This window comes from Sphingomonas mangrovi, assembly GCF_047975845.1.
In the GTDB taxonomy this organism is placed as follows: Bacteria; Pseudomonadota; Alphaproteobacteria; order Sphingomonadales; family Sphingomonadaceae; genus Sphingomonas.
This window is the reverse complement of the sequence record NZ_JBIUCZ010000001.1, coordinates 187,718-213,243: the sequence shown is the minus strand read 5'-3', so window position 1 is coordinate 213,243 and position 25,526 is coordinate 187,718. Positions and strand designations below refer to the sequence as shown.

24 protein-coding genes are annotated in these 25,526 nt (G+C 69.7%); 10 read left to right on the top strand and 14 right to left on the bottom strand.

Features of this window, described 5'->3' with window-relative positions:
- Positions 1-30: 30 nt before the first annotated feature.
- Genes ntrC through dusB form a run of 3 tightly spaced genes read right to left on the bottom strand, consistent with a single transcriptional unit; the run spans position 31 to position 3,553 of the window.
- Positions 31-1,473, bottom strand: a complete 1,443-nt coding sequence (ntrC, locus tag ACBY01_RS00955) for a nitrogen regulation protein NR(I) (protein ID WP_416458870.1) — start codon at positions 1,471-1,473, stop codon at positions 31-33.
- Complete coding sequence (locus tag ACBY01_RS00950) at positions 1,470-2,579, bottom strand: two-component system sensor histidine kinase NtrB (RefSeq protein ID WP_416458869.1); 1,110 nt, start codon at positions 2,577-2,579, stop codon at positions 1,470-1,472. The genes ntrC and ACBY01_RS00950 overlap by 4 nt, the downstream gene beginning before the upstream one ends.
- Positions 2,555-3,553 carry a tRNA dihydrouridine synthase DusB gene (dusB, locus tag ACBY01_RS00945; RefSeq protein WP_416458868.1) on the bottom strand — a complete coding sequence of 333 codons (999 nt, stop codon included), beginning with the start codon at positions 3,551-3,553 and terminating at the stop codon, positions 2,555-2,557. Before dusB ends, ACBY01_RS00950 begins: the two co-directional genes overlap by 25 nt.
- 92 nt (positions 3,554-3,645) lie before the next feature.
- On the opposite strand from dusB, the gene ACBY01_RS00940 reads away from it, so the two are divergent.
- Genes ACBY01_RS00940 through ACBY01_RS00930 form a run of 3 tightly spaced genes read left to right on the top strand, consistent with a single transcriptional unit; the run spans position 3,646 to position 5,854 of the window.
- Entirely contained in the window at positions 3,646-4,800 is a 1,155-nt protein-coding gene (locus ACBY01_RS00940; RefSeq protein WP_416458867.1) for a bifunctional 2-C-methyl-D-erythritol 4-phosphate cytidylyltransferase/2-C-methyl-D-erythritol 2,4-cyclodiphosphate synthase, read from the top strand.
- Positions 4,797-5,318 carry a hypothetical protein gene (locus tag ACBY01_RS00935; protein ID WP_416458866.1) on the top strand — a complete coding sequence of 174 codons (522 nt, stop codon included), beginning with the start codon at positions 4,797-4,799 and terminating at the stop codon, positions 5,316-5,318. Before ACBY01_RS00940 ends, ACBY01_RS00935 begins: the two co-directional genes overlap by 4 nt.
- Complete coding sequence (locus tag ACBY01_RS00930; protein ID WP_416458864.1) at positions 5,318-5,854, top strand: CinA family protein; 537 nt, start codon at positions 5,318-5,320, stop codon at positions 5,852-5,854. The genes ACBY01_RS00935 and ACBY01_RS00930 overlap by 1 nt, the downstream gene beginning before the upstream one ends.
- Here ACBY01_RS00930 and ACBY01_RS00925 read toward each other — a convergent pair.
- Together ACBY01_RS00925 and lipA are read right to left on the bottom strand one after the other, a co-directional pair.
- Positions 5,779-6,276 carry a type II toxin-antitoxin system RatA family toxin gene (locus ACBY01_RS00925; protein ID WP_416458862.1) on the bottom strand — a complete coding sequence of 166 codons (498 nt, stop codon included), beginning with the start codon at positions 6,274-6,276 and terminating at the stop codon, positions 5,779-5,781. The genes ACBY01_RS00930 and ACBY01_RS00925 overlap by 76 nt on opposite strands.
- 4 nt (positions 6,277-6,280) lie before the next feature.
- The gene (lipA, locus tag ACBY01_RS00920) at positions 6,281-7,207 is read right to left on the bottom strand and encodes a lipoyl synthase (RefSeq protein ID WP_416458861.1); all 927 of its coding nucleotides are present in this window, start codon (positions 7,205-7,207) and stop codon (positions 6,281-6,283) included.
- A gap of 125 nt (positions 7,208-7,332) precedes the next feature.
- Here lipA and ACBY01_RS00915 point away from each other — a divergent pair, with 125 nt between their 5' ends.
- Complete coding sequence (locus ACBY01_RS00915; protein WP_416458860.1) at positions 7,333-7,962, top strand: carbonic anhydrase; 630 nt, start codon at positions 7,333-7,335, stop codon at positions 7,960-7,962.
- A gap of 110 nt (positions 7,963-8,072) precedes the next feature.
- Here the strand turns inward: ACBY01_RS00915 and ACBY01_RS00910 are convergent, their stop codons facing one another.
- Positions 8,073-8,843, bottom strand: a complete 771-nt coding sequence (locus tag ACBY01_RS00910; protein ID WP_416458859.1) for a polyphosphate kinase 2 family protein — start codon at positions 8,841-8,843, stop codon at positions 8,073-8,075.
- Positions 8,844-8,910: 67 nt separating this feature from the next.
- Positions 8,911-10,740, bottom strand: a complete 1,830-nt coding sequence (gene aspS / locus ACBY01_RS00905) for an aspartate--tRNA ligase (RefSeq protein WP_416458858.1) — start codon at positions 10,738-10,740, stop codon at positions 8,911-8,913.
- Positions 10,741-10,868: 128 nt separating this feature from the next.
- Here aspS and rnd point away from each other — a divergent pair, with 128 nt between their 5' ends.
- Both rnd and ACBY01_RS00895 read left to right on the top strand, forming a co-directional pair.
- Positions 10,869-12,044 (top strand): ribonuclease D, encoded by a 1,176-nt coding sequence (gene rnd / locus ACBY01_RS00900; protein WP_416458857.1) that lies wholly within the window; start codon positions 10,869-10,871, stop codon positions 12,042-12,044.
- On the top strand, positions 12,041-12,346 hold the full coding sequence (locus tag ACBY01_RS00895) for an I78 family peptidase inhibitor (RefSeq protein WP_416458856.1): 306 nt from the start codon (positions 12,041-12,043) through the stop codon (positions 12,344-12,346). Before rnd ends, ACBY01_RS00895 begins: the two co-directional genes overlap by 4 nt.
- A 3-nt stretch (positions 12,347-12,349) precedes the next feature.
- On the opposite strand, the gene ACBY01_RS00890 is transcribed toward ACBY01_RS00895, so the two are convergent.
- From ACBY01_RS00890 to ACBY01_RS00875, 4 genes are read right to left on the bottom strand one after another with little or no spacing between them, the layout of a single operon-like run.
- The gene (locus ACBY01_RS00890; protein WP_416458855.1) at positions 12,350-13,852 is read right to left on the bottom strand and encodes a Ppx/GppA phosphatase family protein; all 1,503 of its coding nucleotides are present in this window, start codon (positions 13,850-13,852) and stop codon (positions 12,350-12,352) included.
- 2 nt (positions 13,853-13,854) lie between these two features.
- Entirely contained in the window at positions 13,855-15,990 is a 2,136-nt protein-coding gene (locus ACBY01_RS00885; protein ID WP_416458854.1) for an RNA degradosome polyphosphate kinase, read from the bottom strand.
- 2 nt (positions 15,991-15,992) lie between these two features.
- Positions 15,993-16,634: a P-loop NTPase family protein gene (locus ACBY01_RS00880; RefSeq protein ID WP_416458853.1), complete on the bottom strand. Its 642-nt coding sequence runs from the start codon at positions 16,632-16,634 to the stop codon at positions 15,993-15,995.
- Positions 16,631-17,887, bottom strand: coding sequence for a heavy-metal-associated domain-containing protein (locus ACBY01_RS00875; RefSeq protein ID WP_416458852.1), 1,257 nt, complete (start codon positions 17,885-17,887; stop codon positions 16,631-16,633). The genes ACBY01_RS00880 and ACBY01_RS00875 overlap by 4 nt, the downstream gene beginning before the upstream one ends.
- Positions 17,888-17,948: 61 nt before the next feature.
- Here ACBY01_RS00875 and purM point away from each other — a divergent pair, with 61 nt between their 5' ends.
- Genes purM through ACBY01_RS00860 form a run of 3 tightly spaced genes read left to right on the top strand, consistent with a single transcriptional unit; the run spans position 17,949 to position 20,522 of the window.
- The gene (gene purM, locus ACBY01_RS00870) at positions 17,949-19,055 is read left to right on the top strand and encodes a phosphoribosylformylglycinamidine cyclo-ligase (protein WP_416458851.1); all 1,107 of its coding nucleotides are present in this window, start codon (positions 17,949-17,951) and stop codon (positions 19,053-19,055) included.
- A complete protein-coding gene (gene purN, locus ACBY01_RS00865) occupies positions 19,048-19,896 on the top strand; it encodes a phosphoribosylglycinamide formyltransferase (protein WP_416458850.1) in 849 nt (282 codons plus the stop codon). The genes purM and purN overlap by 8 nt, the downstream gene beginning before the upstream one ends.
- Positions 19,893-20,522 carry a hypothetical protein gene (locus tag ACBY01_RS00860; protein ID WP_416458849.1) on the top strand — a complete coding sequence of 210 codons (630 nt, stop codon included), beginning with the start codon at positions 19,893-19,895 and terminating at the stop codon, positions 20,520-20,522. Before purN ends, ACBY01_RS00860 begins: the two co-directional genes overlap by 4 nt.
- An 82-nt stretch (positions 20,523-20,604) precedes the next feature.
- Here the strand turns inward: ACBY01_RS00860 and ndk are convergent, their stop codons facing one another.
- From ndk to ACBY01_RS00845, 3 genes are all read right to left on the bottom strand, one after another.
- On the bottom strand, positions 20,605-21,027 hold the full coding sequence (ndk, locus tag ACBY01_RS00855; protein ID WP_416458848.1) for a nucleoside-diphosphate kinase: 423 nt from the start codon (positions 21,025-21,027) through the stop codon (positions 20,605-20,607).
- Between the two features lie 90 nt (positions 21,028-21,117).
- The gene (locus ACBY01_RS00850; protein ID WP_416458847.1) at positions 21,118-21,558 is read right to left on the bottom strand and encodes a DNA polymerase III subunit chi; all 441 of its coding nucleotides are present in this window, start codon (positions 21,556-21,558) and stop codon (positions 21,118-21,120) included.
- Between the two features lie 12 nt (positions 21,559-21,570).
- Positions 21,571-23,046, bottom strand: a complete 1,476-nt coding sequence (locus ACBY01_RS00845; protein WP_416458846.1) for a leucyl aminopeptidase — start codon at positions 23,044-23,046, stop codon at positions 21,571-21,573.
- A 177-nt stretch (positions 23,047-23,223) separates the two neighbouring features.
- Here ACBY01_RS00845 and ACBY01_RS00840 point away from each other — a divergent pair, with 177 nt between their 5' ends.
- Complete coding sequence (locus ACBY01_RS00840; protein WP_416458845.1) at positions 23,224-25,464, top strand: LPS-assembly protein LptD; 2,241 nt, start codon at positions 23,224-23,226, stop codon at positions 25,462-25,464.
- Positions 25,465-25,526 lie beyond the last annotated feature (62 nt).

Below are 25,526 nucleotides of genomic sequence, written 5' to 3'. Positions count from 1 at the left end.
TAATTGGAGGAAACGGCGTGTCGAAGTGGCCTACCGACCCGGTGCGCGCACTGCTCCCGGCTCGATCGCGAGCAGATCCAAGCGCTTACGCAACGTGTTGCGGTTGATTCCCAGCGCACGCGCCGCGCGCAGCTGGTTGTTGCCGTGGCGTTCGAGCATCGCCTCGATCAGCGGCCGTTCCACCTCGGCGATCACGCGATCGTACAGCGTGCCGTCGTCGAGTGCCTGCGGCGTGTCGTTGGCAAGGCGGCGGAGGAATGCACGCACCGCGGCATCGATCGCATCCGGCGCTTCGGCGACGGCAATGGCCCGCCCCCCCTCGCCGATTGCCGCGCGCAATTCCTCGGCCCCGATCCGGTCGTCACGCCCCAGCACGGCGCACCGGCGCATCAGATTCTCCAGTTCGCGGACATTGCCGGGCCAGTCGTGCGCTTCGAGGCTGGCGATAGCCTCAGGACCTAGCGACCGGCGCGGCAGCCCTTCTTCCGCGGCGCGGTTGAGGAAATGGCGTGCGAGCAGCGCAACGTCCTGGCGTCGCTCGCGCAGCGCGGGAAGTGCCACCGGTACGACATTGAGACGATAAAATAAATCCTCGCGGAAGCCGCCTGCCTGGACGAGCGCGGCGAGATCGCGATTGGTCGCAGCCACGATGCGCACGTCGGAGCGGATGGTGCGCGCGCCGCCCACGGTGGTGAACTCGCCGGATTGCAACACGCGCAACAGCCGGGTCTGCGCCTCCATCGGCATGTCGCCGATCTCGTCGAGGAACAGCGTACCGCCGGCTGCCTGCTCGAACTTGCCTGCCACCCGTTGCGCCGCGCCGGTGAAGGCGCCGCGCTCGTGACCGAACAACTCGGCCTCGATCAGTTCGCGCGGGATCGCCGCCATGTTGAGCGCGATGAACGGCGCGGCGCGGCGCGGGCCGAGATCGTGCAGCGCACGCGCGACGAGCTCCTTGCCCGTCCCGGATTCGCCCGAGATCAGCACGGTGAGATCGCTCGACACCACCCGCGCAATAATGCGGTAGACGTCCTGCATCGCCGGCGAGCGGCCGATCAACGGCAGCGTCGCGTCGATCGCCTCGCCGGTTTCGACCGGCGCACTGCTGCGGCGAGCGAGCGCGCCGCGTACCGCCAGCGCGAGCGCGTCGAGGTCGAACGGCTTGGGCAGATATTCGAAGGCGCCCGCTTCGTTGGCGCGAACCGCGGTGGTCAGCGTGTTCTGCGCCGACAACACGATGATCGGAAGATCGGGATGCTCGGCCTGCAACGCCGCCGCGGATTCGAGGCCGTCGCCGTCCGGCAGCACCACATCCGTGACCAGCACGTCCGGCACCGCTACCGCAAGCTCCGCGCGAAGCTGCGCCAGGGTGGCCGCAGTCGAGACGCGGTGCCCCTCGCGCCGCAGCGCCTGCGACACCACCGTGCGGATGCCGGCGTCGTCGTCGACGACCAGGATGGAGGCATCGGTCATGCGTCGGGCGCTCGCGGCAGGAGGATACGGAACACGGTCGAGGGCGGGTCGCCCTCGCGGGAATAGCGGATCACGCCACCCAACTCGCCGACGAGCTTCTCCACCAGCGGTAGTCCGAGGCCCCTTCCCTCGCGCTTGCCGGAGACGAAGGGCTCGAACAGATGCTCGGCGAGCTCGGGCGGCGCGCCTGGACCGTTGTCTATGACGCACAGCTCGATCGGCAGCGGGCGGCGCGGCTGCCCGCGCCCGCCGCTCACCGAAACGCCGTGGCGATAGGCGGTTGCCAAGGTGATCCGCGGCGCCTCGACCCCGTCGAGCGCTTCGGCGGCGTTCTTGAGCAGGTTGAGCAGCATTTGGAGGAAGGCGTCGCGGTCAAGCAGCACCTCGGGAAGCGAGGGATCGAACCGCTCCTCGATCGCGATTTCCCGTGCGAAGCCGGCGCTGGCGAGCTGCCGGGCGTGGGCGAGCAGCGGGTAGATGTTGCCCGGCGACAGATCCCGCGGCCGCTGGTCGGTGAAATCCTCCATGCGGTCAATCAGCGCGGCGATGCGATCGACCTCACTGGTGATCAGCGCGGTGAGTTCCCGGCGCTCTTCCGGCTCGGCGAGGTGCGCGAGCAGTTGCGCCGCACCGCGGATCCCGGACAGCGGGTTCTTGATCTCGTGCGCCAGCATCGCCGCGGCGCCGACTGCGGCTCTCGCGCCGCCGCTGCGCTCGGCCGCGCTGGCGAGGCGCCGCGACGCGCCTTCGGGATGGATTGTGACCAGCCGCCAGCCCGGCGGCTCGGGAAGCGCACTCTCGACGTAATCGGCGCGCACCGGTCCCGTCCGGTCGAGTAGCAGGTCGACATCGTAGGCGGCGAAGCCGTGCCCGTCGCGCCGGGCGGCAGGGCCCGGCGGCAGCTGCACCAGCGAATCGAGCGGCTGCCCCTGCATGCTGCGCTCCGAATGGTTGAGCAGCGCTTCGCAGGCGCTGTTGGCGTGCGCCACCCGGCCGTCGGGCCGTACCACCAGCGCGGCGACCGGAAGCGCCGCGAACCACTCGGCGGGCCCGGGCGCCGGCGCGTCCTCCGTCGCAGGCGTCAAGCGGCCGCGCGGGTGCGCCACGGCGCGTAGAACTCGGCGAGCATCCGCCGCACCACCGCCGGGTCGGCTTCCTGGTTGACCTTGTTGCGGAACTCGGCCGATCCGTGCAACCCGCGCGTGTACCAGCCGATATGCTTGCGCATCATGTTCACGCCGACTTCGATGCCGTAATGTTCGAGCATCATCTCGTAATGCTCGGCGATCAGGGCATATTGTTCGTCGAGCGTCGGGTCGTCGCGCTCGCTGGCGCCGCACAGCGCGTCCATCACCTGGCGCAGCAGCCACGGCCGGCCATAGGCGCCGCGTCCGATCATCACCCCGTCCGCGCCCGACTGCGCCAGCGCGGTGCAGGCATCCTCGACCGAGCAGATGTCGCCATTCGCGATCACCGGGATCGATACCGCGTCCTTGACGCTGCGGATGAAGCCCCAGTCGGCTTCGCCCTTGTACATCTGGTTACGGGTGCGACCGTGGACCGTCACCATCTTCGCCCCGAGATCCTCGGCGATGCGGGCAAGTTCGGGGGCGTTGAGGCTCGCATGGTCCCAGCCCATCCGCATCTTCACCGTCACCGGCAGCGCCACCGCCTTCACCGTCGCGTCGATCAGCGCTGCGGCGAGCTTCAGGTCGCGCATCAGCGCCGAACCCGCGTCGCCGTTGGTCACCTTGCGGACGGGGCAGCCCATGTTGATGTCGATGATCGCCGCCCCGCGCTCCTCGCTGAGCTTGGCGGCTTCCGCCATCTCGACCGGGGTGCAGCCGACCAGCTGCATCGACACCGGCTCCTCCGCCGGGTCCCACGCCGCCTTCTGGATCGACTGGCGGGTCTCACGGATCGCCGCCTGGCTGGCGATCATCTCGGTGACGTTGAGGCCGGAGCCGTAGCGGCGGACGATCCGCCGAAACGGCAGATCGGTGACGCCGGTCATCGGCGCCAGGATCACCGGCGCAGATACGGTCACCGGACCGACCTGAATGGGAGCGAGCGTCTGCATGGGATGTGCCTGAAAAACGGGCAGCGTGTACCCGAGGCCGCGCTCCGAGGCAAGGCTGGCGGCGCGGACCGGGTTGCGCTAACCGGCGCGCCATGAACGGCCATCGCACGGTCGCGCTGATCGTTGCCGCCGGACGCGGCGAACGATCGGGCAGCGCGCTCCCCAAGCAATTCGCATCGGTCGCCGGTCGGCCGATGGTGGCGCACAGCCATGCCGCCTTCGTCGCGCATCCCGCGATCGATGCCGTCGTCGTCGTCACCGGCGGCGATCAGTTCGCATCGCTGGAGGCGGCGCTCGGCCCGGTGACGGCGGTCGCCGGCGGCGAGACCCGCCGCGAATCGGTGTTGGCGGGGCTGGAGGCGTTCGCCGCCGACGGCGGCGCCGCGCGCGTGCTGATCCACGACGCCGCCCGCCCCTTCCTTTCCACAGCGGTGATCGACCGGCTGCTGTCGGCACTCGACACGGCGCCCGGTGCGGTGCCGGTACTGCCGGTCGCCGACACGCTGGCAACCGCCGGCGAGACGCTCGGTGCCGTCGTCCCGCGCGATGCGTTGGTGCGGGTGCAGACTCCGCAGGCGTTCGCCTTCGTCGACATCCTCGCCGCGCACCGCAGCTGGACGGGGGCCGAGCCGACCGACGACGCCCAGATGCTGCGCGCGGCCGGCGGCGCGGTGCTGCCGGTGATGGGAGACACGATGCTCGAGAAGGTCACCTACCCCGCCGATTTCGCCACCGCCGAGGCACGGGCGGGCGGGCGCTTCCGCGTGCGCAGCGCCACCGGCTACGACGTCCACCGGCTAGAGGCCGGCGAGGAGCTGTGGCTCGGCGGCATCCATATTCCCCACGACCGCGGCCTTTCCGGCCACAGCGATGCCGACGTGGGCCTCCATGCGCTCACCGACGCGCTGCTGGGGACGATCGGCGCGGGCGACATCGGCACCCATTTCCCGCCGAGCGACGCGCAGTGGAAGGGCGCCGCCTCGGACCGGTTCCTGGTCCACGCCGCCGAGCTGATCCGCGCGCGCGGCGGCATCGTCGACTTCGTCGACCTGACGCTGATCTGTGAGGCTCCCAAGGTCGGGCCGCACCGCGCCGCAATCCGCACGCGCATCGCCGAGCTGCTGGCGATCGGCGAGGACCAGGTCAGCATCAAGGCGACCACCACCGAGCGATTGGGCTTCACCGGCCGCGGTGAAGGAATCGCGGCCCAGGCCATCGCGACCGTCCGAATTCCGGAGGCATCATGACCCGTTCCTTCTTCGCCACCGCGCTCGCCGCGTTGCTCGCCACCGGCGGTACCGCACAGGCGCAGACCGCCGCCTGCGTGACCCGAACCGAGGCCGAGGCGCTGGTGCTGTTCGTCGCCCCCGACCTCATCCGCCAGACGGGCCAGCGCTGCGCCGCCGCGCTTCCGGCGACTGCGATGCTCCGACAGCCTTCGGGTGCATTGCTCGCCAAATACGAAGCCGAATCGGAGCGGGCCTGGCCGCAGGCACGCAAGGCGCTGCTCAAGATCGCCGGCCCGGACGCCGCGCAGATGCTCGATTCGGCGTTCGCCAAGCCGATGATCGGCACGCTGGTGGCGCCGCTCGTCACCGGCAACCTGCAGGCCAAGGACTGCCCCACCGTCGAGCGCGCGCTGACGCTGGTGCAGCCGCTGCCGGCGCGCAACACCGCCGCGCTGCTGGTCCTGATCGCCCAGGCAGATGCGGCGAGCCCGCAGCCGATGATGCGGCTGCCGATCTGCCCGGCGGGGAAGGACTGATGGACACGATACTCCCGCCCGAGCTGGTCGAGCGCGCGCGCCGCGTCGTCGAGGAAAACCGCGCCGCCGGCCGGCGCATCGCGGTGGCGGAAAGCTGCACCGGCGGGCTGGTGTCCGCCGCCATCACCGCGATCCCCGGATCGTCGGAAGTGTTCGAAGGCGGCCTGGTCACCTATTCGAACGGGCTGAAGGCGCGGATCCTCAACGTCAGCACGGACGTGCTCGAAACGTTCGGCGCGGTGTCGATCGCGACGGCGTGGAGCATGGCGCAGGGCGCGATCGAGGCGACCGACGCCGACGTGGCGGTGGCGATCACCGGCGTCGCGGGTCCGGGCGGCGGGACCGACAAGAAACCGGTGGGAACCGTGGTTTTCGCGCGGGCAGAGCGCGGCGCCGATCCGCAGCACGTCGTGGCCGACTCTCGGCACTTCGCCGTGGAAGGCCGCGGCGGCGTCCGGCTTCAGGCGGCGTTGTGTGCGCTCGAACTGCTGCTACCGGGGGCGTCCGGGCTGGAGGAGGCGCCGGTCGCGCCGTAGAGCGCGGCCGCACGTGCCTCGAACGCGCCGATCATCTTGCGCAGCGCACGGTCGAACACCTGGCCGGCGAGCATCTCGAACACGCGGTTTTTGAACGCGAAATCGACGCAGAACTCAACCAGCGTGCCGCCCTGCCCGTCCGACCGGAAGGTCCAGTCGTTGTTGAGGTACTTGAGCGGCCCGTCAAGATAGTCGACGCGAATATGCTCGGGGCGCCGCTTGGCGACCTTCGAGGTGAAGGTCTCGCGCAGCCCCTTGAAGCCGACGATCATGTCGGCGACCATCTCGCTGTCGCTGTCCGACCGGATGCGGGTGGCGGTCACCCAGGGCAGGAACTCGCCGTAGCGGCCGACGTCGGCCACCAGCGCGAACATCTGTTCGGGCGTGTAGGGAAGGTGGCGGGTCTCGGAGTGACGCGGCACGCGGTCAGCCTCGCGCCGCGCCCAGCTTCGCCTCGCGCGCCGCCCGCATCTTCTCGAAGTCGTCGCCGGCGTGATAGCTCGACCGGGTGAGCGGCGACGAAGCGACCAGCAGGAAGCCCTTGGCGCGCGCGATCGCGGCATAGGCGTCGAACGCCTTGGGCGTCACGAACTCGGCCACCTTGGCATGGCGCGGGGTGGGCTGGAGATACTGGCCCATCGTCAGGAAATCGATGTCGGCCGAGCGCATGTCGTCCATCACCTGATGGACCTCCAGCCGCTCTTCGCCCAGGCCCAGCATCACGCCCGACTTGGTGAAGATCGACGGATCGAGCTTCTTCACGCTCTCCAGCAGCCGCAGCGACGCATAATAGCGCGCGCCAGGGCGGATCGTCGGGTAGAGCCGGGGCACCGTCTCGAGGTTGTGGTTGTAGACGTCGGGGCGCGCCGCCACGATCGCCTCGACCGCCGCCTCGTGCTTGTTGCGGAAATCGGGCGTCAGAATCTCGATCGTGGTGGTCGGGCTGGCACGGCGCACCGCCTCGATCACCTTGACGAACTGCTTGGCGCCGCCGTCCGGCAGATCGTCGCGATCGACCGAGGTGATGACGATGTGCTGCAGGCCCATCTGCACCGCGGCGTCGGCGACATTCTCCGGCTCCATCGGATCGACGGCGCGCGGCATGCCGGTCTTGACGTTGCAGAAGGCGCAGGCCCGCGTGCAGGTGTCGCCCAGGATCATCACGGTCGCGTGCTTCTTGGACCAGCACTCGCCGATGTTCGGGCAGGCCGCTTCCTCGCACACGGTCGTCAGGCTCTTCGACCGCATCAGCGCGCGCGTCGCCGCGAAGCCCGTCGAGGTCGGCGCTTTCACGCGAATCCAGTCGGGCTTGCGTTCGCGGGGCGGACGGGCGAGCGGCGTCATCTCGTTCATGCGCGCCAGATAGCGCTCGCCGGGCGCTCCCACAACCACCGAGCACCTACGGGACAACCCGGATAGGCGCCGAGGGACACGCTTTGTTACTCGCCTCCGACGGCCGCCTTTGATACCTCGACATCATGACACGCATGACCGATCTCATCGAAGGCTATTACCGCTTCCGCGGCGGCGAATGGCAGGAAGAACGCGAGCGCTGGGCGGAGCTCAAGACCGGGCAGTCCCCGCGGGTGATGATCATCGCCTGCTCCGACAGCCGCGTCGATCCCGCGACCATCTTCGGCACCCGCCCGGGCGAGGTGTTCGTGGTGCGCAACGTCGCCAACCTCGTCCCCCCGTTCGAGACCGGCGGCGGCCGCCACGGCGTCTCGGCGGCGCTGGAGTTCGCGGTGACCAAGCTGGAGGTCGAGGAAGTCCTCGTGCTCGGCCACGGTGCCTGCGGCGGCGTCCATGCCTCGCTGACCCGCAGCCTCGAGAACGCGGCCCCAGGCGAAGGCGGTTTCGTCGCCCACTGGATCGACCTGCTCGACGAAGCGCGCGATCGCGTGGTCGCCGAACATGGCGACGGCCCCGAGGGTCAGGCCGCGCTGGAGCAGGAAGGCGTCCGCGTCTCGATGGCGAACCTGCTCAGCTTCCCGTTCGTCAAGGAGCGGGTCGAAGACGGTCGCCTCTCCATCCACGGTGCGGTGTTCGCGATCGCGGACGGCAAGCTGCGCGTCCGCGACGAGAGCGACAGCTTCTCCCTCGCGTGATCGAGGTCAGGCTGGTTCCGCCGCGGCGGAGCCGGCCCGCCTATCCTCCTGGTGCCGCTAACTGGCATCGACTGGTGCCTTGCGGCGGCACCCCCGGCCCGCCAGACTCGTCAGTCTTCCAGCTGCGTCCGCAACTTGGCGAGGTCGTCGGTCATTGGCGGCGGCTGCATCGAGACGGCCGCTTCCAGCCGCTCGGCAATGGCGGTGAGCGCGGCGATGCGCGCCGCCTTCTTGTTGTTGCCGTCGATCGCGATCCACGACGCTTCGGCGGTGTCGGTCCGCGCGAACATCTCCGCCATCGCGTGGAGATAGTCGGCACGACGGCTGCGGTTGTGGAAATCGTCTGCCCCGGTCTTCCATCGCTTCCACGGATGGTCGATCCGCGCGCGCAGCCGCTGGTCCTGTTCCTCCTGCGTCACATGGACGAACAGCTTCACCAGCGTCGTCCCCGCCGCGACCTGCTGCGCCTCGAACGCGTTGATCTCGTCGTAGCCGCGCCGCCATTCGCATTCGCTGGCGAAGCCCTCGACCCGTTCGACCAGCACCCGTCCGTACCAGCTGCGATCGAACAGCGCGATCGAACCGGTCGGCGGAAGATCCCGCCAGAACCGCCAGAGGAAATGCCGCGCGCGCTCCTCGTCGCTGGGCGCGGCCACCGCGTGGAGACGGAAGTGACGCGGGTCCCAGCGCGCGGTCAGCCGCTGGAGGATACCGCCCTTGCCGGCAGCATCCCAGCCTTCGAGCATCACGATCGCACGGGCACCGTGGACGATGTGCGCGACCTGGATGCGCTGCAGCCGCTTCTGAAGAGCGGCGAGGTCGGCCTTGTAGTCGCCGTCGTACTTGGCGCCGGCTTCGTAGTCGCTGAGGCGGATCGTCATGCCGGGATAGCGCGCGAGCCCGCCGGCCGTTCCGCCGCCCGCGGGACCGCGGGCGGCGGAATGCGGATCAGGCCGCCGCGTCGGGCGCGACCACCTCGGCCACGTCCTTCTTGGCCGTGTCCGCGGTCACGCGAATGTTGAGCTCGCGCAGCTGCTTGGTCGACACGAAGCTGGGCGCGCCCATCATCAGGTCCTCGGCCTTCTGCGTCATCGGGAAGGTGATGACCTCGCGGATGTTCGGCTCGTCGGCCAGCAGCATGACGATGCGGTCGACGCCCGGTGCCGAGCCGCCGTGCGGCGGCGCGCCGTACTTGAACGCGTTGATCATGCCCGCGAAGTTCGCGTCGACATCGGCCTGCGAATAGCCGGCGATCTCGAACGCCTTGTACATGATCTCCGGACGATGGTTCCGGATCGCACCCGACGACAGCTCGATGCCGTTGCAGACGATGTCGTACTGATAGGCGAGGATGTCGAGCGGGTCCTTGGTCTCCAGCGCCTCCAGCTCGCCCTGCGGCATCGAGAAAGGATTGTGGCTGAAGTCGACCTTCTTCGCGTCCTCGTCATACTCGAACATCGGGAAATCGACGATCCAGCAGAACTCGAAGCGGCTGTCGTCGATCAGGCCGAGCTGTTCGGCGACGCGGGTGCGGGCGAGGCCGGCGAGCTTGGCGGCCTGCGCGGCCTTGCCGGCGGCGAAGAACACGCCGTCGTCCGGGCCGAGCCCAAGCGCCTCGGCGATCTTTGCCATGCCTTCCTCGCCGTGGTTCTTGGCGATCGGGCCACCCCACTCGCCGCCCTTGCGCGTGGCATAGCCCAGACCCGCGAAGCCTTCCGACTGCGCCCAGGCGTTCATGTCGTCGAAGAACTTGCGGCTCTTCTCGGCCGTGGCCGGTGCCGGAACCGCGCGCACCACGTCGCCGGCCTCGACGATCGAGGCGAAGCGGCCGAAGCCCGAACCCTGGAACAACTCCGACACGTCGGTGATGATCAGCGGATTGCGCAGGTCCGGCTTGTCGTTGCCGTACTTCAGCATCGACTCGCGATACGGGATGCGCTGGAACGGCAGCGCGCTGACGGTGCGGCCCTTGCCCTGCCAGTCGGCGAACTCCTCGAACACGCCGTGCAGCACCGGCTCGATCGCGGCGAACACGTCGTCCTGCGTGACGTAGCTCATCTCGAAGTCGAGCTGGTAGAACTCACCCGGCGAACGGTCGGCGCGCGCGTCCTCGTCGCGGAAGCAGGGTGCGATCTGGAAATAGCGGTCGAAGCCGGCGACCATCAGCAGCTGCTTGAACATCTGCGGCGCCTGCGGGAGCGCGTAGAACTTTCCCGGATGGACGCGGCTCGGCACCAGATAGTCGCGCGCACCCTCCGGCGACGAGGCGGTGAGGATCGGCGTCTGGAACTCGGTGAAGCCCTGCTCGATCATCCGCTGGCGCAGAGACGCGATCACCTTCGCGCGCAGCACGATGTTGGCGTGAACCTTTTCGCGGCGCAGGTCGAGGAAGCGATAGCGCAGGCGGATGTCCTCGGGGTACTCGGCGTCGCCGGCCACCGGCATCGGCAGCTCCTGCGCCATCGACTGGACCGTCACCGCGCGGGCGAACACCTCGATCTCACCGGTGGCGAGGTTCGGGTTCACCGTCGCCTCGCTGCGGCGCTTCACCACGCCGTCGATGGTCACGACCGACTCCGTGCGCAGCGATTCGAGCACCGGCAGCGCCGGCGAATCGCTGTCGGCGACGATCTGGGTGATGCCGTAATGGTCGCGCAGATCGATGAAGAGCACGCCGCCGTGATCGCGCTTGCGATGCACCCAGCCCGACAGGCGAACGTCCTGACCGTCGCTCTCGGCGTTCAGCTGGCTGCAGTTGTGCGTACGATAGGCGTGCATGATGCAATCTCTGATTGCGCCACCGCAGCGGAAGCTGGGAAGTCCCGCGGGGTGACGGTGAAAGGCAGGCCGCCGCTTCCCTTCCCATCCCTCTTTTGTCAACCCGCAGCACCGCCTATGGGCGTGCGATGCACATCCATCCGTTGATCACCGATAGCGCCGCCCTCGCCGATCTGTGCGCGCGCCTCGCCACCGCCGACTATGTCTGCGTCGACACCGAGTTCATGCGCGAGAACAGCTACTGGCCCGAGCTGTGCCTGATCCAGATCGCCGACGACCGAGAAGCCGCCGCGATCGACCCGATGGCACCGGGCATCGACCTCAAGCCGCTGCTCGACCTGCTGGTCGACAACGAGGACGTGCTCAAGGTCTTCCACGCCGGCGGCCAGGATCTGGAGATCGTCTATAACCTGACCGGCAAGACCCCCCACCCCCTGTTCGACACGCAGATCGCGGCGATGGCGCTCGGCCAGGGCGAGCAGGTCGGCTATTCCAACCTCGTCGACGCGTATCTCGGCATCACCGTCGACAAGGGCGCGCGCTTCACCGACTGGAGCCGTCGTCCGCTCGATTCGCGCCAGCTCGACTATGCCATCGCCGACGTGACGCACCTGTCCAAGATCTTCCCGAAGATGGTCGCGCGGCTGCGCAAGACCGGCCGCGGCGACTGGCTCGACGAGGAGATGGAGCGGATCGCCGATCCGGAGAACTACTTCAACGACCCCGATGCCGTGTGGCAGCGGGTGCGGATCAACAGCCGCAAGCCCGAGGTGCTCGGCCGCCTGAAGGCGCTCGCCCGGTGGCGCGAGCTGGAGGCGCAAGGCAAGGACCTGCCGCGCGGTCGCATCGTCAAGGACGAGACCATCGCCGATCTCGCCGGCAATCCGCCGAAGAAGCAGGCCGATCTCGCCAAGGTCCGCGGCCTCTCGGGCGCCTGGGCGGGCAACGACATCGGCGGACGGCTGATGGCAGCGCTGGCCGAGGCGGCGCCGCTGCCGGCCGCCGAGATGCCGAGCCGGGACGAACGCGGGCCTGCGCTCGGCAAGGAGGGCGCGCTGGTCGCCGACCTCCTGAAGCTGCTGCTCAAGATCCGCGCGCGCGACATCAACGTCGCCGCACGGCTCCTCGCGCGGTCCGACGAGCTGGAGGCGCTCGCCGCCGGCCAGCGCGACAAGCTGCCGATCCTGCGCGGCTGGCGCTACGAGCAGTTCGGCCGCGATGCGCTGGCGCTGGTCGAGGGGCGGATGGCCTTCTCGGTCGGTGGCGGCAAGCTCAAGATGACCCTGACGGAGACCGCCGAATGATCAAGAAACTGCTCCCGCTGCTGGCACTCGCCGGCTGCACCCCCGCAATGACGGCCGAAGCGCCCCAGACCGGCAGCGATGTCGACGCCGGCATGAAAGGAACGTGCCGGATCGAGCCGATCGCCGATCTGGTCGGCAAGCCCGGCAGCAGCGAACTCGCCGCCGACGCGCTCAAGCGCTCGGGCGCGAAATCGATCCGCTGGATCAATCCCGACTCGATGGTCACGATGGACTATCGCGTCGACCGGCTGAACATCGAGCTCGACGCCTCGGGCACCGTGACCCGCTTCCGCTGCGGCTGAGCCTCAGCCGCCCGCGACCGCCTTCCAGCCGAAGGCGGTCGCCAGCGCCTTGTGGCGCTTCTCGACAGCCTCGCCATAGAGCGCCGCATCTACCGGGGCGTAGCGCAGGCGAACCGCTTCGCCGTCCGCCTCCAGTCGCGTCCGCTCCAGCGGCCCTGCGACGCCGCCGCTCAGCCGCTGGCCGAGCCGCATCGCGAGCCCCCAGCGCCGCCCGACCTCCAGCATCGCACCGTCCGACAGCGTGCCCAGCGGCTCCGGCGTGCCGCTGCCGCCGAGGCAGGTGTGGAGCGCCTGCGCCACCATCGCCCGGCCCGCGGCGTCGATCCCGACCCAAGCACCGTGCAGCGCCACCTCGACGCCTCGTTCGGCCCGGAAATCGGGGTTGGCGTGCCAGCCCACATCGGCGAGCAGGCAGGCGGCGTGGCGCAGCCGGGTGCGCGCCGGCGGTTCGTCCCCGAACAGCGGCGCGATCCAGTCGTGGAGCAGGTCGCCATGCGCCTCGAACCGCGACAGCCGCCGCGCCTCCTCGCGCACCGCGGCGAGCAGCGGGTCCTGTTCGCGGGTCTTGGTATCGAGCGCCTGGTAGAGCAGCCCCTCGCGCAGGCCGAACGACGAGGTGATCGTGCGATCGCAGCCGAGCGCCCCGAGCACGCTCGTCAGCAGCGCGGTGGCGTCGGCCAAGGTCGGAATACGCCCCGACGACAGGTTGGGCACCGCTCGCAGCTCCTGCTTGCCCGCGCTCGCCAGCATCGTGGCGAGGCTGCGGATCCGCGACGCGCGCATGCAATAGCCGTTGACGATCGGCAGCGGGTATTCGGTGAGGTGCATGTCGAGCTGGGTCAGCGCGCGCCACGATCCGCCGACGAGATAGAAGGGCAGCCGTTTGCCCTCCCCCGTCCAGCCGCTCTCCTTGAGCACCTGCGCAACGTGGCGGCCGAGCGCGTCCTTGCCTTGCTCGCGGATCGCCGCGAGGCGCAGGACGCCGAGCGGGAACGAGGTCCGCTCGCGCACCAGGCCGTCGGCGATGCGGACCAGTTCCAGGCTGCCGCCGCCCAGGTCGCCGACGATGCCGTCGGCATCGGGAAACGCCGAAAGCACGCCATAGCCGGCGCCGATCGCCTCGGCCTCCCCCGGCAGGATCTCGACCTCCAGCCCCTCGGCGGCGGCGAGCGCGATCAGGTCGGCGCCGTTGCTCGCATCGCGCACCGCGGCGGTGGCGACGGTGCGCACCTCGGGCACCGCCATCTCGCGGGTGAGCCAGGCGAAGCGCGCGAGCGCGGTCGCCGCCATCGCCATCGCCTTGTGGTCGATGCTGCCCGTGCGGCTGAGCGATCCGCCGAGCCCCGCCAGCACCTTCTCGTTGAACAGCACCGACGGCAGCCGCGGCGGGCCGTTGTAGACGACCAGCCGCACGGAATTGGAGCCGATGTCGATGATCGCGGTACGGGGTGCCACGGCGGGCAGGGTCGCTGCCGCGGGGGCACGAAGACGCGAAAGCAGCGCCATGATCAGACGTCCTGTTCGGTGAGGTGCTGCCGGAGCGAAAGCTCCTGGGGCATGGTATCGTCGACGGCGGCGCCGCGCCCGGACAGCGAGGGGTTGGTCATGAAGTAGCGGTGGAGGTTGAACCCCGCACCGTCGGCCTCGACGCGACGATAGCTGCCGTCGGGTCGCAGTTCCCAGCTCTGCTCGTCGTCGATCAGGTTGGCGAGCATCACCTGGTCGAGCACCTGCTCGTGCACCGTCGGATTGGTGATCGGCAGCAGATACTCGACCCGGCGATCGAAGTTGCGGGGCATCCAGTCGGCCGAGGAGATGAACAGCAGCGCCTCCTCGTTCGGGAGCACGCCGCCGTTGCCGAACGCCCAGATGCGGCTGTGTTCCAAAAAACGACCGACGATCGACTTGACGCGGATCGTCTCCGACATGCCGGGAACGCCCGGCCGCAGGCAGCAGATGCCGCGGATGATGAGTTCGATTGGAACCCCGGCCGCGCTCGCCTCATACAGCTTCTCGATCACGGCCGAATCGACCAGCGAGTTCATCTTCGCCCAAATCGCCGCGCCACGCCCGGCCTTGGCGTGGGCGATCTCCGCATCGATCAGCTCGATCAGCCGGTTGCGCAGGTTGCGCGGCGAGAGCGACAGCCGCTCCAGATGTGCCGGCTCGACGTAGCCGGTAATGTAGTTGAACACCTGTACCGCATCGCGCCCGATCACCGGGTCCGCGGTGAAGAAGCTCAGGTCGGTGTAGATCCGTGCCGTGACGGGATGATAGTTGCCTGTGCCGAAGTGGCAGTAGGTGCGCACGCCGCCGTCCTCGCGCCGCACCACCATCGAGATCTTGGCGTGGGTCTTCCAGTCGATGAAGCCGTAGACCACCTGCACGCCGGCACGTTCGAGCGCGGACGCCCAGTAGAGGTTCTGCTCCTCGTCGAACCGCGCCTTCAGCTCGACCACGGCTGTGACCGACTTGCCCGCCTCGGCCGCGGCGACCAGCGCATTGACCACCGCCGACTGCTTGCCGGCGCGGTAGAGCGTCTGCTTGATCGCCAGCACGTCCGGGTCCGCGGCCGCCTGCTTGAGGAAGGCGAGCACGACGTCGAAGGTCTCGTACGGGTGATGGACGACGATGTCCTTGGCTCGGATCGCGGCGAAGCAATCGCCGCCAAACTCCCGGATTCGCTCGGGAAAGCGCGGGCTGAACGGCGGGAACTTCAGCTCGGGGCGGTTCTCGTCGACCAGCAGCGAGAGGTCGCCGAGACCCAGGAAACCGCTCTTCTCGATCAGCAGCGCGTCGCTGCCGCCGAGTTCCTCCTTCAGCACGCTCAGCAGATCGTCGCTGATGGCGCTCTCGGTCTCCAGCCGGATGACCCGTCCGCGGCGGCGCCGCTTGATCGCCGAGCGGAAGTAGAGGACCAAGTCCTCGGCTTCCTCCTCCAGCTCGATGTCGCTGTCGCGCAGCACGCGGAAGTCGGCGGAGGCGCGGACCTCGTAGCCGGGAAAAAGCAGCGAGGAGAAGCGCTTGATGAGCGTTTCTATCGCCACATATCGCGCCGGCAGCCCCGGCAGGCGGACGAAGCGCGGCGCGGCGGCGGGGAGCAGCACCAGCTCGCGCAGCGCGACGCCGTCGGCGATGCGGACCAGGTCGAAGATCACGCTCGATCCCTGATTGGGAATGAACGGGAACGGGTGCGCCGGATCGAGCGCCTGCGGCGTGATCATCGGGAACAGCTGTTCCTGGAAGTGGCGCTGGAGCCATTCCTCCGCCTCGCCGACGATCGCGTCGCTTTCGAGCACGAAGATGCCCGCTTCGCCGAGCGCCTCGGCAAGATCGTCCCAAATGCGCTGCTGGCTGGCGACCAGCGCCGCGGCATCCTCGACGATCGCCGCGAGCTGCTGCGCCGGGGTCAAGCCGTCGATCGACTTGAGCTCCACCCCCTGGAGCATCTGCCCCTTGAGCCCGGCCACGCGGACCATGAAGAACTCGTCGAGGTTGCTCGCGGAGATCGACAGGAAGCGCAGCCGCTCGAGCAGCGGATGCGCGGTGTTGCAGGCTTCTTCGAGGACCCGGCGGTTGAAGGCCAACCAGGAAAGCTCACGATTGAAATAGCGTCGGCTGGTCTCGTCGATCGCTTCGGCCACGTTCAGGCTCCCTTGGGGTCGAGTTCCGTCGGCGGAGCGGCAACCACGAGCCCCGCCTTGCCGAGCGCAGGGCGGGCGGTCGAGAGCGAAAGACGTCGGTTCGACCGAAGCATGGCGTCCTCCTCCAGTGCTTCGACAACGCCGAGCACGGCGATGTAGCTCCGCTCGACCCGCCGCGTCAGCCAGTCGATCAGTCCCGGACCCGCCACCAGCTCGCGGCGGTCGAACAGATAGTCGAGCAGCGAGGCGACCAGCCGGTCGTCGGGCGGACCGAGCGTGAGCACGGGCGTCGCGCCGATCCGCGAGCGCAGGTCGGGAAGCGCGATGTCCCACCCGGGCGGTGGCGCATCGGCGACGATCAGCAGCGGGCGATGCTCGGCCTGCGCGCGGTTCCAAGCGTGGAAGATGTCGACTTCGGGCTGACGCTCGGCATCGTCGATCACGGTGCCGCCGGTGCGCAGCGCGAACATCCGCGACAGCAGCGACCGCCCCGACTTGCGCGGCCCCACCAGCAGCGCCGCCATGACCGGCCAGGTGCCCCAATGCTCCAGATGCTGGACGGCGCGCGCGTTGGTGTCGCTCACCAGAAACTCGTCCGCGCGCGCGCCTACCGGCTGACCGAGCGCCAGGTCGAGCTGGATCATCCGGCAGTCGGAGCGGCCGGTGCCGCCGCACTCGGGCTGGAGGTCGGTGCGGGTGCCGCGGCCGCCCGGCGGATGCGCAGCACGCCCCCGCCCTGCGTCACCTGCCAGCCGCGTGCCTCCAGCGATGCGGCGAGCACGGCGGGGTCGCCGTCGAACACGACGCGCATGATCGACACCCCGCCGAGTGCCAGGCTGGTGGTCACCGCGCTGCGCACGCCGGCGACCGAGCGCACCGCCGCTTCGGACGACGCCACCGAACCGACGCCGGGCGTGTCGAACTGGATCGAAAGCGTGACGCGAGTCTCGGGCGTGCCCGTCTCCGTCGTCGCCGTCTCGCCCTCGGGCGTCGGCACCGTCGGCGCCGGCTGGCCCGGCGGCGGTGCGGCGAGTGCGGCGTCGGTGCGCAGCTGCCCTTGGCGCAGCGCCTGCTGATAGGCTGCGTCGATCCGCCGCACGCCTTCGTCGAGCAACGCCGGCAGCGCCTCGGTGCGGTCGACCTGGAGGATAAAGCGGGTCAGCACGTGATGGTCGGGGCCGTAGCCTGCGGAAAAGTCGCCGATCACCGGCCCGCCGGGCCACTGGCGCCGCAGCGTGACCTGCGGGATCAGCACGTCGGCCGCGCCGTATTGGTCGAGGATCGTGCGCCACCAGCCGCGGCCACGGCGGCTGACCTGGCCGGCGTTGACCAGCAGCGCGTCGGGCCCGGTTCCGGTAAGCCGGACATAGTCGACGACGCTGTTGCCGGTGCGGAAGCGGGCCCATGCCTCCTGCCACGGCGTCGCCCGCTCGAACACGCTGCTCGCGCCGCCCGATATCTGCAACGGCACGACCAGCAGCGCCGGCGAGCGCAGCGTCTCGCCCGCGACGCCCAGGATCGAGCCGGCGCGGCCGCGGTTGAACAGCACGCCCAGCCGGGCGACGTAGCGGTTGGGGCCGATCTGCTCGTTCTCGACGACGATCCCGCTCACCAGCGAATCGAGCGCCGAGTCGGACAAGGATCCCGGCCGGCCGGTCAGCCGACGCGACAGCATGTCCCAGCCCTTGCGCTGCGCCAGGCGCCAGCCGCCGGTGCGCGCGGCCTCGGCATTGGGGCCGGATACGTCGACGCGCACGCCGGAAACCTCGAAGCTGCCGGAACTTGCGATCGGGGCGACACCGCGGTCGCCGCCTTCGATCTGCGCGATCACGGTGCCGCCGGTGGCAAGGAGCGCCACCAACAGGCCGGCACGCAGGGATCGGGGAAAGCGAGACATCGGCCGCCTTTTGACGAAGCGGGCGTGGAAATCCAAGCAGGATATGGCTAGTCGCTCGCGCATGAGCACCGAAGACGCGGGCGCGACGCCCTATACCTACGCCGGAGCCGGCGTTTCGATCGCCGCAGGCAACGCGCTGGTCCGCGCCATCGCGCCGCTGGCCCGCTCCACCCGCAGGAGCGGCGCGGACGCCGATCTGGGCGGCTTCGGCGGCATCTTCGATCCCAAGGCGGCGGGGTTCAAGGACCCGCTGCTCGTCGCCGCGAACGACGGCGTCGGCACCAAGCTCAAGCTCGCGATCGAGCAGAACGCCCACGACGGGGTCGGCATCGACCTGGTGGCGATGTGCGCCAACGACCTGATCGTCCAGGGCGCCGAGCCGCTGTTCTTTCTCGACTATTACGCCAGCGGCAAGCTGGAGGCCGAGGTCGCCGAGCGCGTGATCGCCTCGATCGCCGAGGGCTGCCGCCAGGCCGGCTGCGCGCTGATCGGCGGCGAGACCGCCGAGATGCCAGGCATGTACGCGGACAGCGACTACGACCTCGCCGGCTTCTGCGTCGGTGCGGTCGAGCGCGAGCAGCTGCTGACCAAGGGCCGCGTGCAGGTCGGCGACGTGATCCTCGGCCTCGCCTCCTCGGGCGTGCACTCCAACGGCTTCTCGCTCGTCCGCCGGCTCGCCGCCGACAAGGGTTGGAAGCTCGACCGCCCGGCACTGTTCGATCAGGAGCGGCTGCTGATCGACGCGCTGATGGCGCCGACCCGGATCTACGTGAAGAGCCTGCTGCCGCTGCTGCGTGCCGAGCGCATCCACGGCCTCGCTCACATCACCGGCGGCGGGCTGCTCGAGAACATCCCACGCGTCCTGCCCGACGGCTGTCACGCCCGCGTCGACGCCGACGCTTGGGAGCAGCCGCGCCTCATGGCGTTCCTGCAGGCGCAGGGCGCGATCGAGCCCGAGGAAATGGCGCGTACCTTCAACTGCGGCATCGGCATGGCGGTGCTGGTTGCGCCCGAAGAGGCCGAGGGTGTCGCCGCCGCCCTCACCGAAGCCGGCGAGACGGTGTTGCGCATCGGCACAGTCGAGGCGGGCGACTGCGGCTGCACGGTGACCGGCAGCGCCGGCACCTGGAGCGCGCGCGCGGACTGGTCGGCGACTCACCTTGGCTGACACCGGCCGCCGCAAGCTCGGCATCCTCATTTCCGGGCGGGGCTCGAACATGGCCGCGCTGGTGGAAGCCGCCCGGGCGCCCGACTGCCCCTATGCGGTGGCGCTCGTCGCGAGCGACAAGCCGGACGCAGCAGGGCTCGCCTGGGCGGCCGAGCGGGGCGTCGCCACCTTCGCGCAGAGCCCGAAGGGCATGCCGAAAGCCGACTACGAGGCGCGCATCGATGCGGCGCTGCACGACGCCGGTGTCGAGCTGATCGCGCTCGCGGGGTACATGCGACTGCTGTCGCCGGCGTTCGTCGAACGCTGGGCGGGCCGGATCGTCAACATCCACCCCTCGCTCCTCCCCAACTACAAGGGGCTCGACACCCATGCGCGGGCGATCGCGGCCGGTGACGCCGTTGCCGGCTGCTCGGTGCACCTGGTCACCGAGGAGCTCGACGCCGGCACCGTGCTCGGCCGGGCCGAGGTGCCGGTCCACGCGGACGACACCGCCGAGACGCTTGCGGCGCGCGTGCTGGTGGAAGAACATCGCCTCTACCCTGCCATGCTTGCGGAGTTCGTACGCACCATGACCGATAGCCCCCTCTCCCGTATCCGCAGCCTCGCGCTCGCGCTTCCCGAAGCCGCAGAGAGCGAGGAGGCGGGAGCGCCGAGCTTCACCGTCGGCGATGCGACGTTCGCGCGCCTGAGCGGCGACGACGCGCTGGAGGTCCGCGCCGAAAGCGGTTGGCAGACGCTGGCGCTGACCGGCGACGTCGACTGGACGCTGGTCGGCGACGCGATCGCGCGCGGCTGGGAACTGGCGGCACCGGCGGCGCTGCTGGAGGCGGGCGGCCGGTGAGCGAGGCCCCGCGCAAGCGCTGGCGCTGGCTGACGCTGGCGGAAGTGGTCGGCGTCGCCGCGCTGGTGATCTCGGCGCTGACGCTGTGGAACAACGTCTCGCTGCGCAAGGACGGTCAGGTCCAGCGCGCCGAAGAGGACGCGCGCAAGCAGGCGGCCGCCGATGCGGAGGCGCATGCCTCCCGCCTGGTGACGCTGGTCGGCACGCCCCGCAACGGCGGACGCCGCCTGGAGCTCAGCGACGCGAACCACCGGATCGAGCGCATCGAGATCGCCTTCCCGCCGTCGCTGAAGGTGCCGGGCCGCAGCGGCGTGCTCGACACGACGATCGACGGCGACTGGATCGCCGACCCGCTGCTCAAGCTCACCGACGGCGGCCCGGACAAGATCGAGGGGCGGCTCCCGATCCGCATCGTCAGCCGCTATTGGGACGGCGACGACCAGCGCGAGGACAGCGCGATCTACGAACTCGTGTTCGCGACCGAGGGGCATATGCTGAGCGGCCGCACGCTGCGGCTGGCCGGCGTGGCGCTCAAGCAGCGCCGTGCCGGCGCCAAGAGCGATGCCACGCTCGACAGCTTGTGGGCGGCCGAGCGCCGTCGGCTCGGCGTTCCGTTCAAGAAGTAAACGATTGCAAAAAGGGCACCGCTCCGGGTGGAGCGGCGCCCTTTTTCGCACCAGGATCGCCGCCCGAAGGCGGCGGTCCGGATCAGCCGACGATCTCTTCCGGCTTGAAGAAATAGTCGATCTCGATCTTGGCGTTCTCTTCCGAGTCCGAACCGTGGACCGAGTTCGCCTCGATCGACTCGGCGAGTTCCTTGCGGATCGTGCCGGCGTCGGCGTTCGCCGGGTTGGTCGCGCCCATGATCTCGCGGTTGCGCTTCACGGCGTCCTCACCCTCGAGCACCTGCACGACCACCGGGCCGGAGATCATGAAGGAGACGAGGTCGTTGAAGAACGGACGCTCCTTGTGGACGGCGTAGAAGCCCTCGGCCTGCTCCTGGGTCATCTGGATGCGCTTGGACGCGACGACGCGCAGGCCGGCTTCCTCCAGCATCTTGGTGACGGCGCCCGTCAGGTTGCGACGGGTGGCGTCGGGCTTGATGATCGAAAACGTGCGGGTCGCGGCCATGCCGTGCGGCTCCTTGGATGATGGCGGATTGGAAAGTCGCGGCTCCCTAGGCGCCCCGCCGGTTCGATGCAAGCCGCCGGCACGGCGGGTTCAGGCCGCCTGTTCCCAGCGCCCGCCCTCGTTCTGCTTCCAGTACCGACGCGACACCTCGGGCCGGTCGCCGAGCGCGCGCCACGCTTGGCGCGCCTCGACGATCCGCTCGTCGTCGAAGAAGTGGAATGCGCGATCGAAGTCGAGCGCCTCGTCGCGCCACACGCCGTCCGCCAGCGCCACGTTGCGCGCGCCGTTCGCCGGATCGACCGCGCCCGCGATCAGAACCGGCTGGCGCGCGTCGTGCTCGCCGCCGGCCTGGGCGTGCGGCAGGAAGCTCTCGGGCGCATAGGACCACAGGCAGCGGTCGAGCGCCTGGCGGGCCTCATCCGGCTCGGCGACCACCAGCAGGCGACCGCCACCGGCCACCACCCGCTCGGCGATGCGCGGCAGCGCACGCTCGAGCGGAAGCTGGGTCAGGTGATAGAAGTCGACCTGCATGGCGGTGCGCGATCAGCCCTCGAACTGGTCGCGCACGAAGCGGTCGAGCACGCGGACGCCGAAGCCGGTCGCGCCCTTGTCCCAGGCGGTGCCGGGCTTGTCGGCCCACACCATCCCGGCGATGTCGAGGTGCGCCCAGCGAACCTCCGGCTCGATGAAGCGGCCGATGAACTGCGCAGCGGTAATCGAGCCTGCGCCGCGGCCGCCGATGTTCTTCATGTCGGCGATCGGGGAGTCGATCAGCTTGTCGTAGGCCGGCGACAGCGGGAAGCGCCACAGCTTGTCGCCCGAGGCCTTGCCCGCGGCGAGCAGCTGGTCGGCGAGCGTGTCGTCGTTGGCGAACAGGCCGCCGTGCTCGTTGCCGAGCGCGATGATCATCGCGCCGGTCAGCGTGGCGAGGTCGACGATCGTCTTGGGCTTGTGCGTGCGCTGAACCCAGGTCACCGCGTCACACAGCACCAGACGCCCTTCCGCGTCGGTGTTGAGCACCTCGATCGTCTGGCCCGACATGGAAGTGACGATGTCGCCCGGACGCTGGGCGTTGCCGTCGGGCATGTTCTCGACCAGGCCGCACACGCCGAGGACGTTCGCCTTGGCCTTGCGGCTCGCGAGCGCCTTCATCGCGCCGGCAACGGCACCGGCGCCACCCATGTCCCACTTCATGTCTTCCATGCCGGGCCCGGGCTTCAAGGAAATGCCGCCCGTGTCGAAGGTCACACCCTTGCCGACGAACGCCACATCGAGATCGTCGCCGCCCTTGCCGTTCCAGCGCATCGCCAGCAGCTGCGCCTCGCGCACCGAGCCCTGGCTGACGCCGAGCAGCGCGCCCATGCCGAGCTCGCGCATCGCGGCCTCGTCTAGCACGGTGATCTCGACGCCCAGCTCCTCGAGGTGCCGGCAACGCTCGACGAAGCTCTCGGGATAGAGGATGTTCGCCGGCTCGCTCACCAGCGTGCGGGTGAGTGCAAGGCCGCCGGTCAGGGCCTTGGCATCGGTCCAGGCGGCGTCGATGCCCTCGGGGGCGCCAACCACCTCGATCTTCTCCAGCGTCGGCTTCGATGCCTCGGGCAGGCGCGTGCGATAGATGTCGTGGCGCCAGCCGCGCTGTTCGGCGGCGGCGAGCAGCCGGGCGACACCGGCGGCGGTCGCGGTCTTGCCGAGCGTGGAGACGTCGATCACCAGCGTGGCGATCCCGGCGGTCAGAAAGCGCGCGGTCAACGCGCCGCCGGCGCGCTCGAAGTCCGCCTCCTCGCCGCTGCCGGTGCCGAGCAGGATCACCCGTCCGGCGCCGTCGCCCTGCGGCACGAAGATCTCGGCAATGGTGCCCGGCTCCCCGTCGAAGCGCGCGCTCTCGGCCGCGCCGCGGACCAGCGCCGCGGTGCCGCTTTCGAGGCCGGCGTCGCCTAGCGCGGCCACGCCACCCTTGCCCACCGGCAGCACCAGCGCGGCAGCGTCGGCCGGACGCGAGGAGAGGAAACTGATTTGCATCGATACTATCCCTGTGGTGAATCGGCGCGCCGGACGGCGGGGCCGCTTCCTTAAGCCAGGCGTGGCATGCAAGCAAAGCGGCCGGAGGGCGATTGCGGTTCCCCCGGTCCGATGCGATAGGGCGCTTTTTGGGGGCAGTCGCGCGGGCCCGGGCCGCGGCAGGGAGTATCGGTCTAGGTGAAGCGTAGCGTCCTCCTCCTGTCGGGTGCGGTGCAGTTCTGGCTCGCGTCCGGCGGCACCGCCCTGGCGCAGGATCTGCAGGATCGCGCCGTCCCTCCCCCGCCCGCCGAAGCGGCAGCCGCGCCTGCGGCGGAAGACGAGATCCGCTTCACCGCCGACCAGCTCGGCTACGATAGCAATGCCGACGTGGTGACCGCCACCGGCGACGTGCGGATGTTCCGCGAGGGAGACCGGCTGCGGGCGGACCGCGTGACCTGGAACCGCACCAGCGGCCAGGTGGTGGCGGAGGGCAACATCGCCGTCACCAACCCGGAAGGCGACGTCGCCTACGGCGACCGCATCGAGTTGACCGACTCGCTGAAGGACGGCGTGATCGAGAACATGCTCGTCGTCCTCGACGAGGGCAGCCGCATCGCCGCCAAGCGTGGGAGCCGGACCGAGACCGGCGTGATCAACGTCGAGCAGGCGGCGTACAGCCCCTGTTCGGTCACCACCTCCGACGGCTGTCCCAAGCAGCCGTCGTGGCAGATCACCGCCGTACGCGTCAGCTACGATCCGGCCGACCAGCGCATCCGCTATTCGGGGGCGCAGCTCAAGCTGTTCAACCTGCCGGGCATCCCGCTGCCGGCGTTCAGCCATTCGGTGGGCGGCGGCAGCGCCGGGGGCGTGCTGACGCCGTCGCTGCGGCTCGATCGGGTGAACGGCGTCGAGGTGGTGGCCCCCTATCACTTCGCGCTGGCGCCCAACCGCGACTTGACGATCAGCCCGCACGTCTTCACGTCGGTGCTGCCGATGCTGGAGGCCGAGTACCGCCAGCTGACCGACACCGGCGCCTTCCGGGTGATCGGTTACGGCACCTACGGCCGGCGCCGCGACGCGGTGTTCGACGGCGAAGGCGTCCCCGACAGCGAGCGCTCGTTCCGCGGCTATATCGACGCGGTCGGCCGCTTCCAGCTCGATCCGAACTGGAGCGCCAGCGGCTCGCTGCGCCTCCAGACCGACGACACCTTCCTGCGCCGCTACGACATCTCGCGCGAGGATCGGCTGCGCAACAACATCAAGGTCGAGCGCATCGACGCCAACAGCTATCTGTCGATCGACGGCTGGGCGGTGCAGACGATGCGCGTCGGCGACAGCCAGAAGATGCAGCCGATCGCGCTGCCGGCGATCGATTACCGCCGCCGGTTCGAGAACCTCGCCGGCGGCGTGCTCCAGCTGCAGGCCAATTCGCTCGCGCTGTTCCGCCAGGAGGGGCAGGATACCCAGCGCGCCTTCGCCGCCGCGCAGTGGGATCTGCGGCGCGTGACCGACTGGGGCCAGCAGGTCACGCTCACCGCCTATGCGCGCGGAGACGTCTACAACGCCAACGATACGCTGGAGACCGCCATCGCCAGCTATCGCGGCAACGAGGGGGTGAGCACGCGTGCGATCGGCGCCCTCGCGCTGGACGTGCAATGGCCGTTCATCGGCGAGGCGTTCGGCGGCACCCAGCGGATCACCCCGCGCTTCCAGACGGTGGTGTCGCCGCACATCGCCAATCTCTCCCTGCCGAACGAGGACGCTCGCGCCGTCGACCTGGAGGATTCGAACCTCTTCGCCCTCAACCGCTTCGCCGGCTACGACCGGTTCGAGGATTCGACGCGCTTCACCTACGGCCTGGATTATGCGCTGAGCGTGCCGGGGATCGAGGTGAACGCGACGATCGGGCAGAGCTATCGCCTCGACAAGCGCGAGACGATCCTGCCGAGCGGCACCGGTCTGGACGATCGACTGTCGGATATCGTCGGTCGTACCGAGGTGCGCTTCCGCGACTTCGTCCAGTTCACCCACCGCTACCGGCTCGACAAGGACGGGCTGGCGGTCCGCCGCAACGAGGTCGACGCCACGATCGGCTCGCGCAAGACGTACCTGCTGCTCGGCTATCTGCGGCTGAACCGCGACATCGACGCGGTCGAAGATTTGCAGGACCGCGAGGAGGCACGGGTCGGCGGACGGGTGCAGTTCGCGCGCTTCTGGTCGCTGTTCGGCTCCGCCACCATCGACCTCACCGATCGCCGCGAGGACGTGCTCTCGTCGTCGGACGGCTTCGATCCGATCCGCCACCGCGTCGGTGTCGCCTACGAGGACGACTGCCTGCGGCTGGGGGCGACGTGGAAGCGCGACTATCAGGACAATGGCGACGCCCGCAGCGGCAGCAGCTATCTGCTGACGCTGGCGTTCAAGAACCTGGGTCGCTAAGCCGCTGTTCAGGGACGCGTGGGTAGAGCGGGGCGCCAAGGCGTGTTGCCACCGCGCCGGAT

Bases quoted from the DNA above. Each gene is read 5' to 3' on its own strand.
- rnd (WP_416458857.1), top strand. From the start codon at position 10,869: ATGCACATCCATCCGTTGATCACCGATAGCGCCGCCCTCGCCGATCTG.
- ACBY01_RS00845 (WP_416458846.1), bottom strand. From the start codon at position 23,046: ATGCAAATCAGTTTCCTCTCCTCGCGTCCGGCCGACGCTGCCGCGCTG.
- ACBY01_RS00850 (WP_416458847.1), bottom strand. From the start codon at position 21,558: ATGCAGGTCGACTTCTATCACCTGACCCAGCTTCCGCTCGAGCGTGCG.
- ACBY01_RS00880 (WP_416458853.1), bottom strand. From the start codon at position 16,634: ATGATCCAGCTCGACCTGGCGCTCGGTCAGCCGGTAGGCGCGCGCGCG.
- ACBY01_RS00930 (WP_416458864.1), top strand. From the start codon at position 5,318: ATGGACACGATACTCCCGCCCGAGCTGGTCGAGCGCGCGCGCCGCGTC.
- dusB (WP_416458868.1), bottom strand. From the start codon at position 3,553: ATGCAGACGCTCGCTCCCATTCAGGTCGGTCCGGTGACCGTATCTGCG.
- ACBY01_RS00890 (WP_416458855.1), bottom strand. From the start codon at position 13,852: ATGGCGCTGCTTTCGCGTCTTCGTGCCCCCGCGGCAGCGACCCTGCCC.
- ACBY01_RS00910 (WP_416458859.1), bottom strand. From the start codon at position 8,843: ATGACGATCCGCCTCAGCGACTACGAAGCCGGCGCCAAGTACGACGGC.
- purM (WP_416458851.1), top strand. From the start codon at position 17,949: ATGAGCACCGAAGACGCGGGCGCGACGCCCTATACCTACGCCGGAGCC.
- ACBY01_RS00935 (WP_416458866.1), top strand. From the start codon at position 4,797: ATGACCCGTTCCTTCTTCGCCACCGCGCTCGCCGCGTTGCTCGCCACC.
- ACBY01_RS00915 (WP_416458860.1), top strand. From the start codon at position 7,333: ATGACACGCATGACCGATCTCATCGAAGGCTATTACCGCTTCCGCGGC.
- lipA (WP_416458861.1), bottom strand. From the start codon at position 7,207: ATGAACGAGATGACGCCGCTCGCCCGTCCGCCCCGCGAACGCAAGCCC.
- ACBY01_RS00895 (WP_416458856.1), top strand. From the start codon at position 12,041: ATGATCAAGAAACTGCTCCCGCTGCTGGCACTCGCCGGCTGCACCCCC.
- ACBY01_RS00940 (WP_416458867.1), top strand. From the start codon at position 3,646: ATGAACGGCCATCGCACGGTCGCGCTGATCGTTGCCGCCGGACGCGGC.
- aspS (WP_416458858.1), bottom strand. From the start codon at position 10,740: ATGCACGCCTATCGTACGCACAACTGCAGCCAGCTGAACGCCGAGAGC.
- ntrC (WP_416458870.1), bottom strand. From the start codon at position 1,473: ATGACCGATGCCTCCATCCTGGTCGTCGACGACGACGCCGGCATCCGC.
- ndk (WP_416458848.1), bottom strand. From the start codon at position 21,027: ATGGCCGCGACCCGCACGTTTTCGATCATCAAGCCCGACGCCACCCGT.
- ACBY01_RS00875 (WP_416458852.1), bottom strand. From the start codon at position 17,887: ATGTCTCGCTTTCCCCGATCCCTGCGTGCCGGCCTGTTGGTGGCGCTC.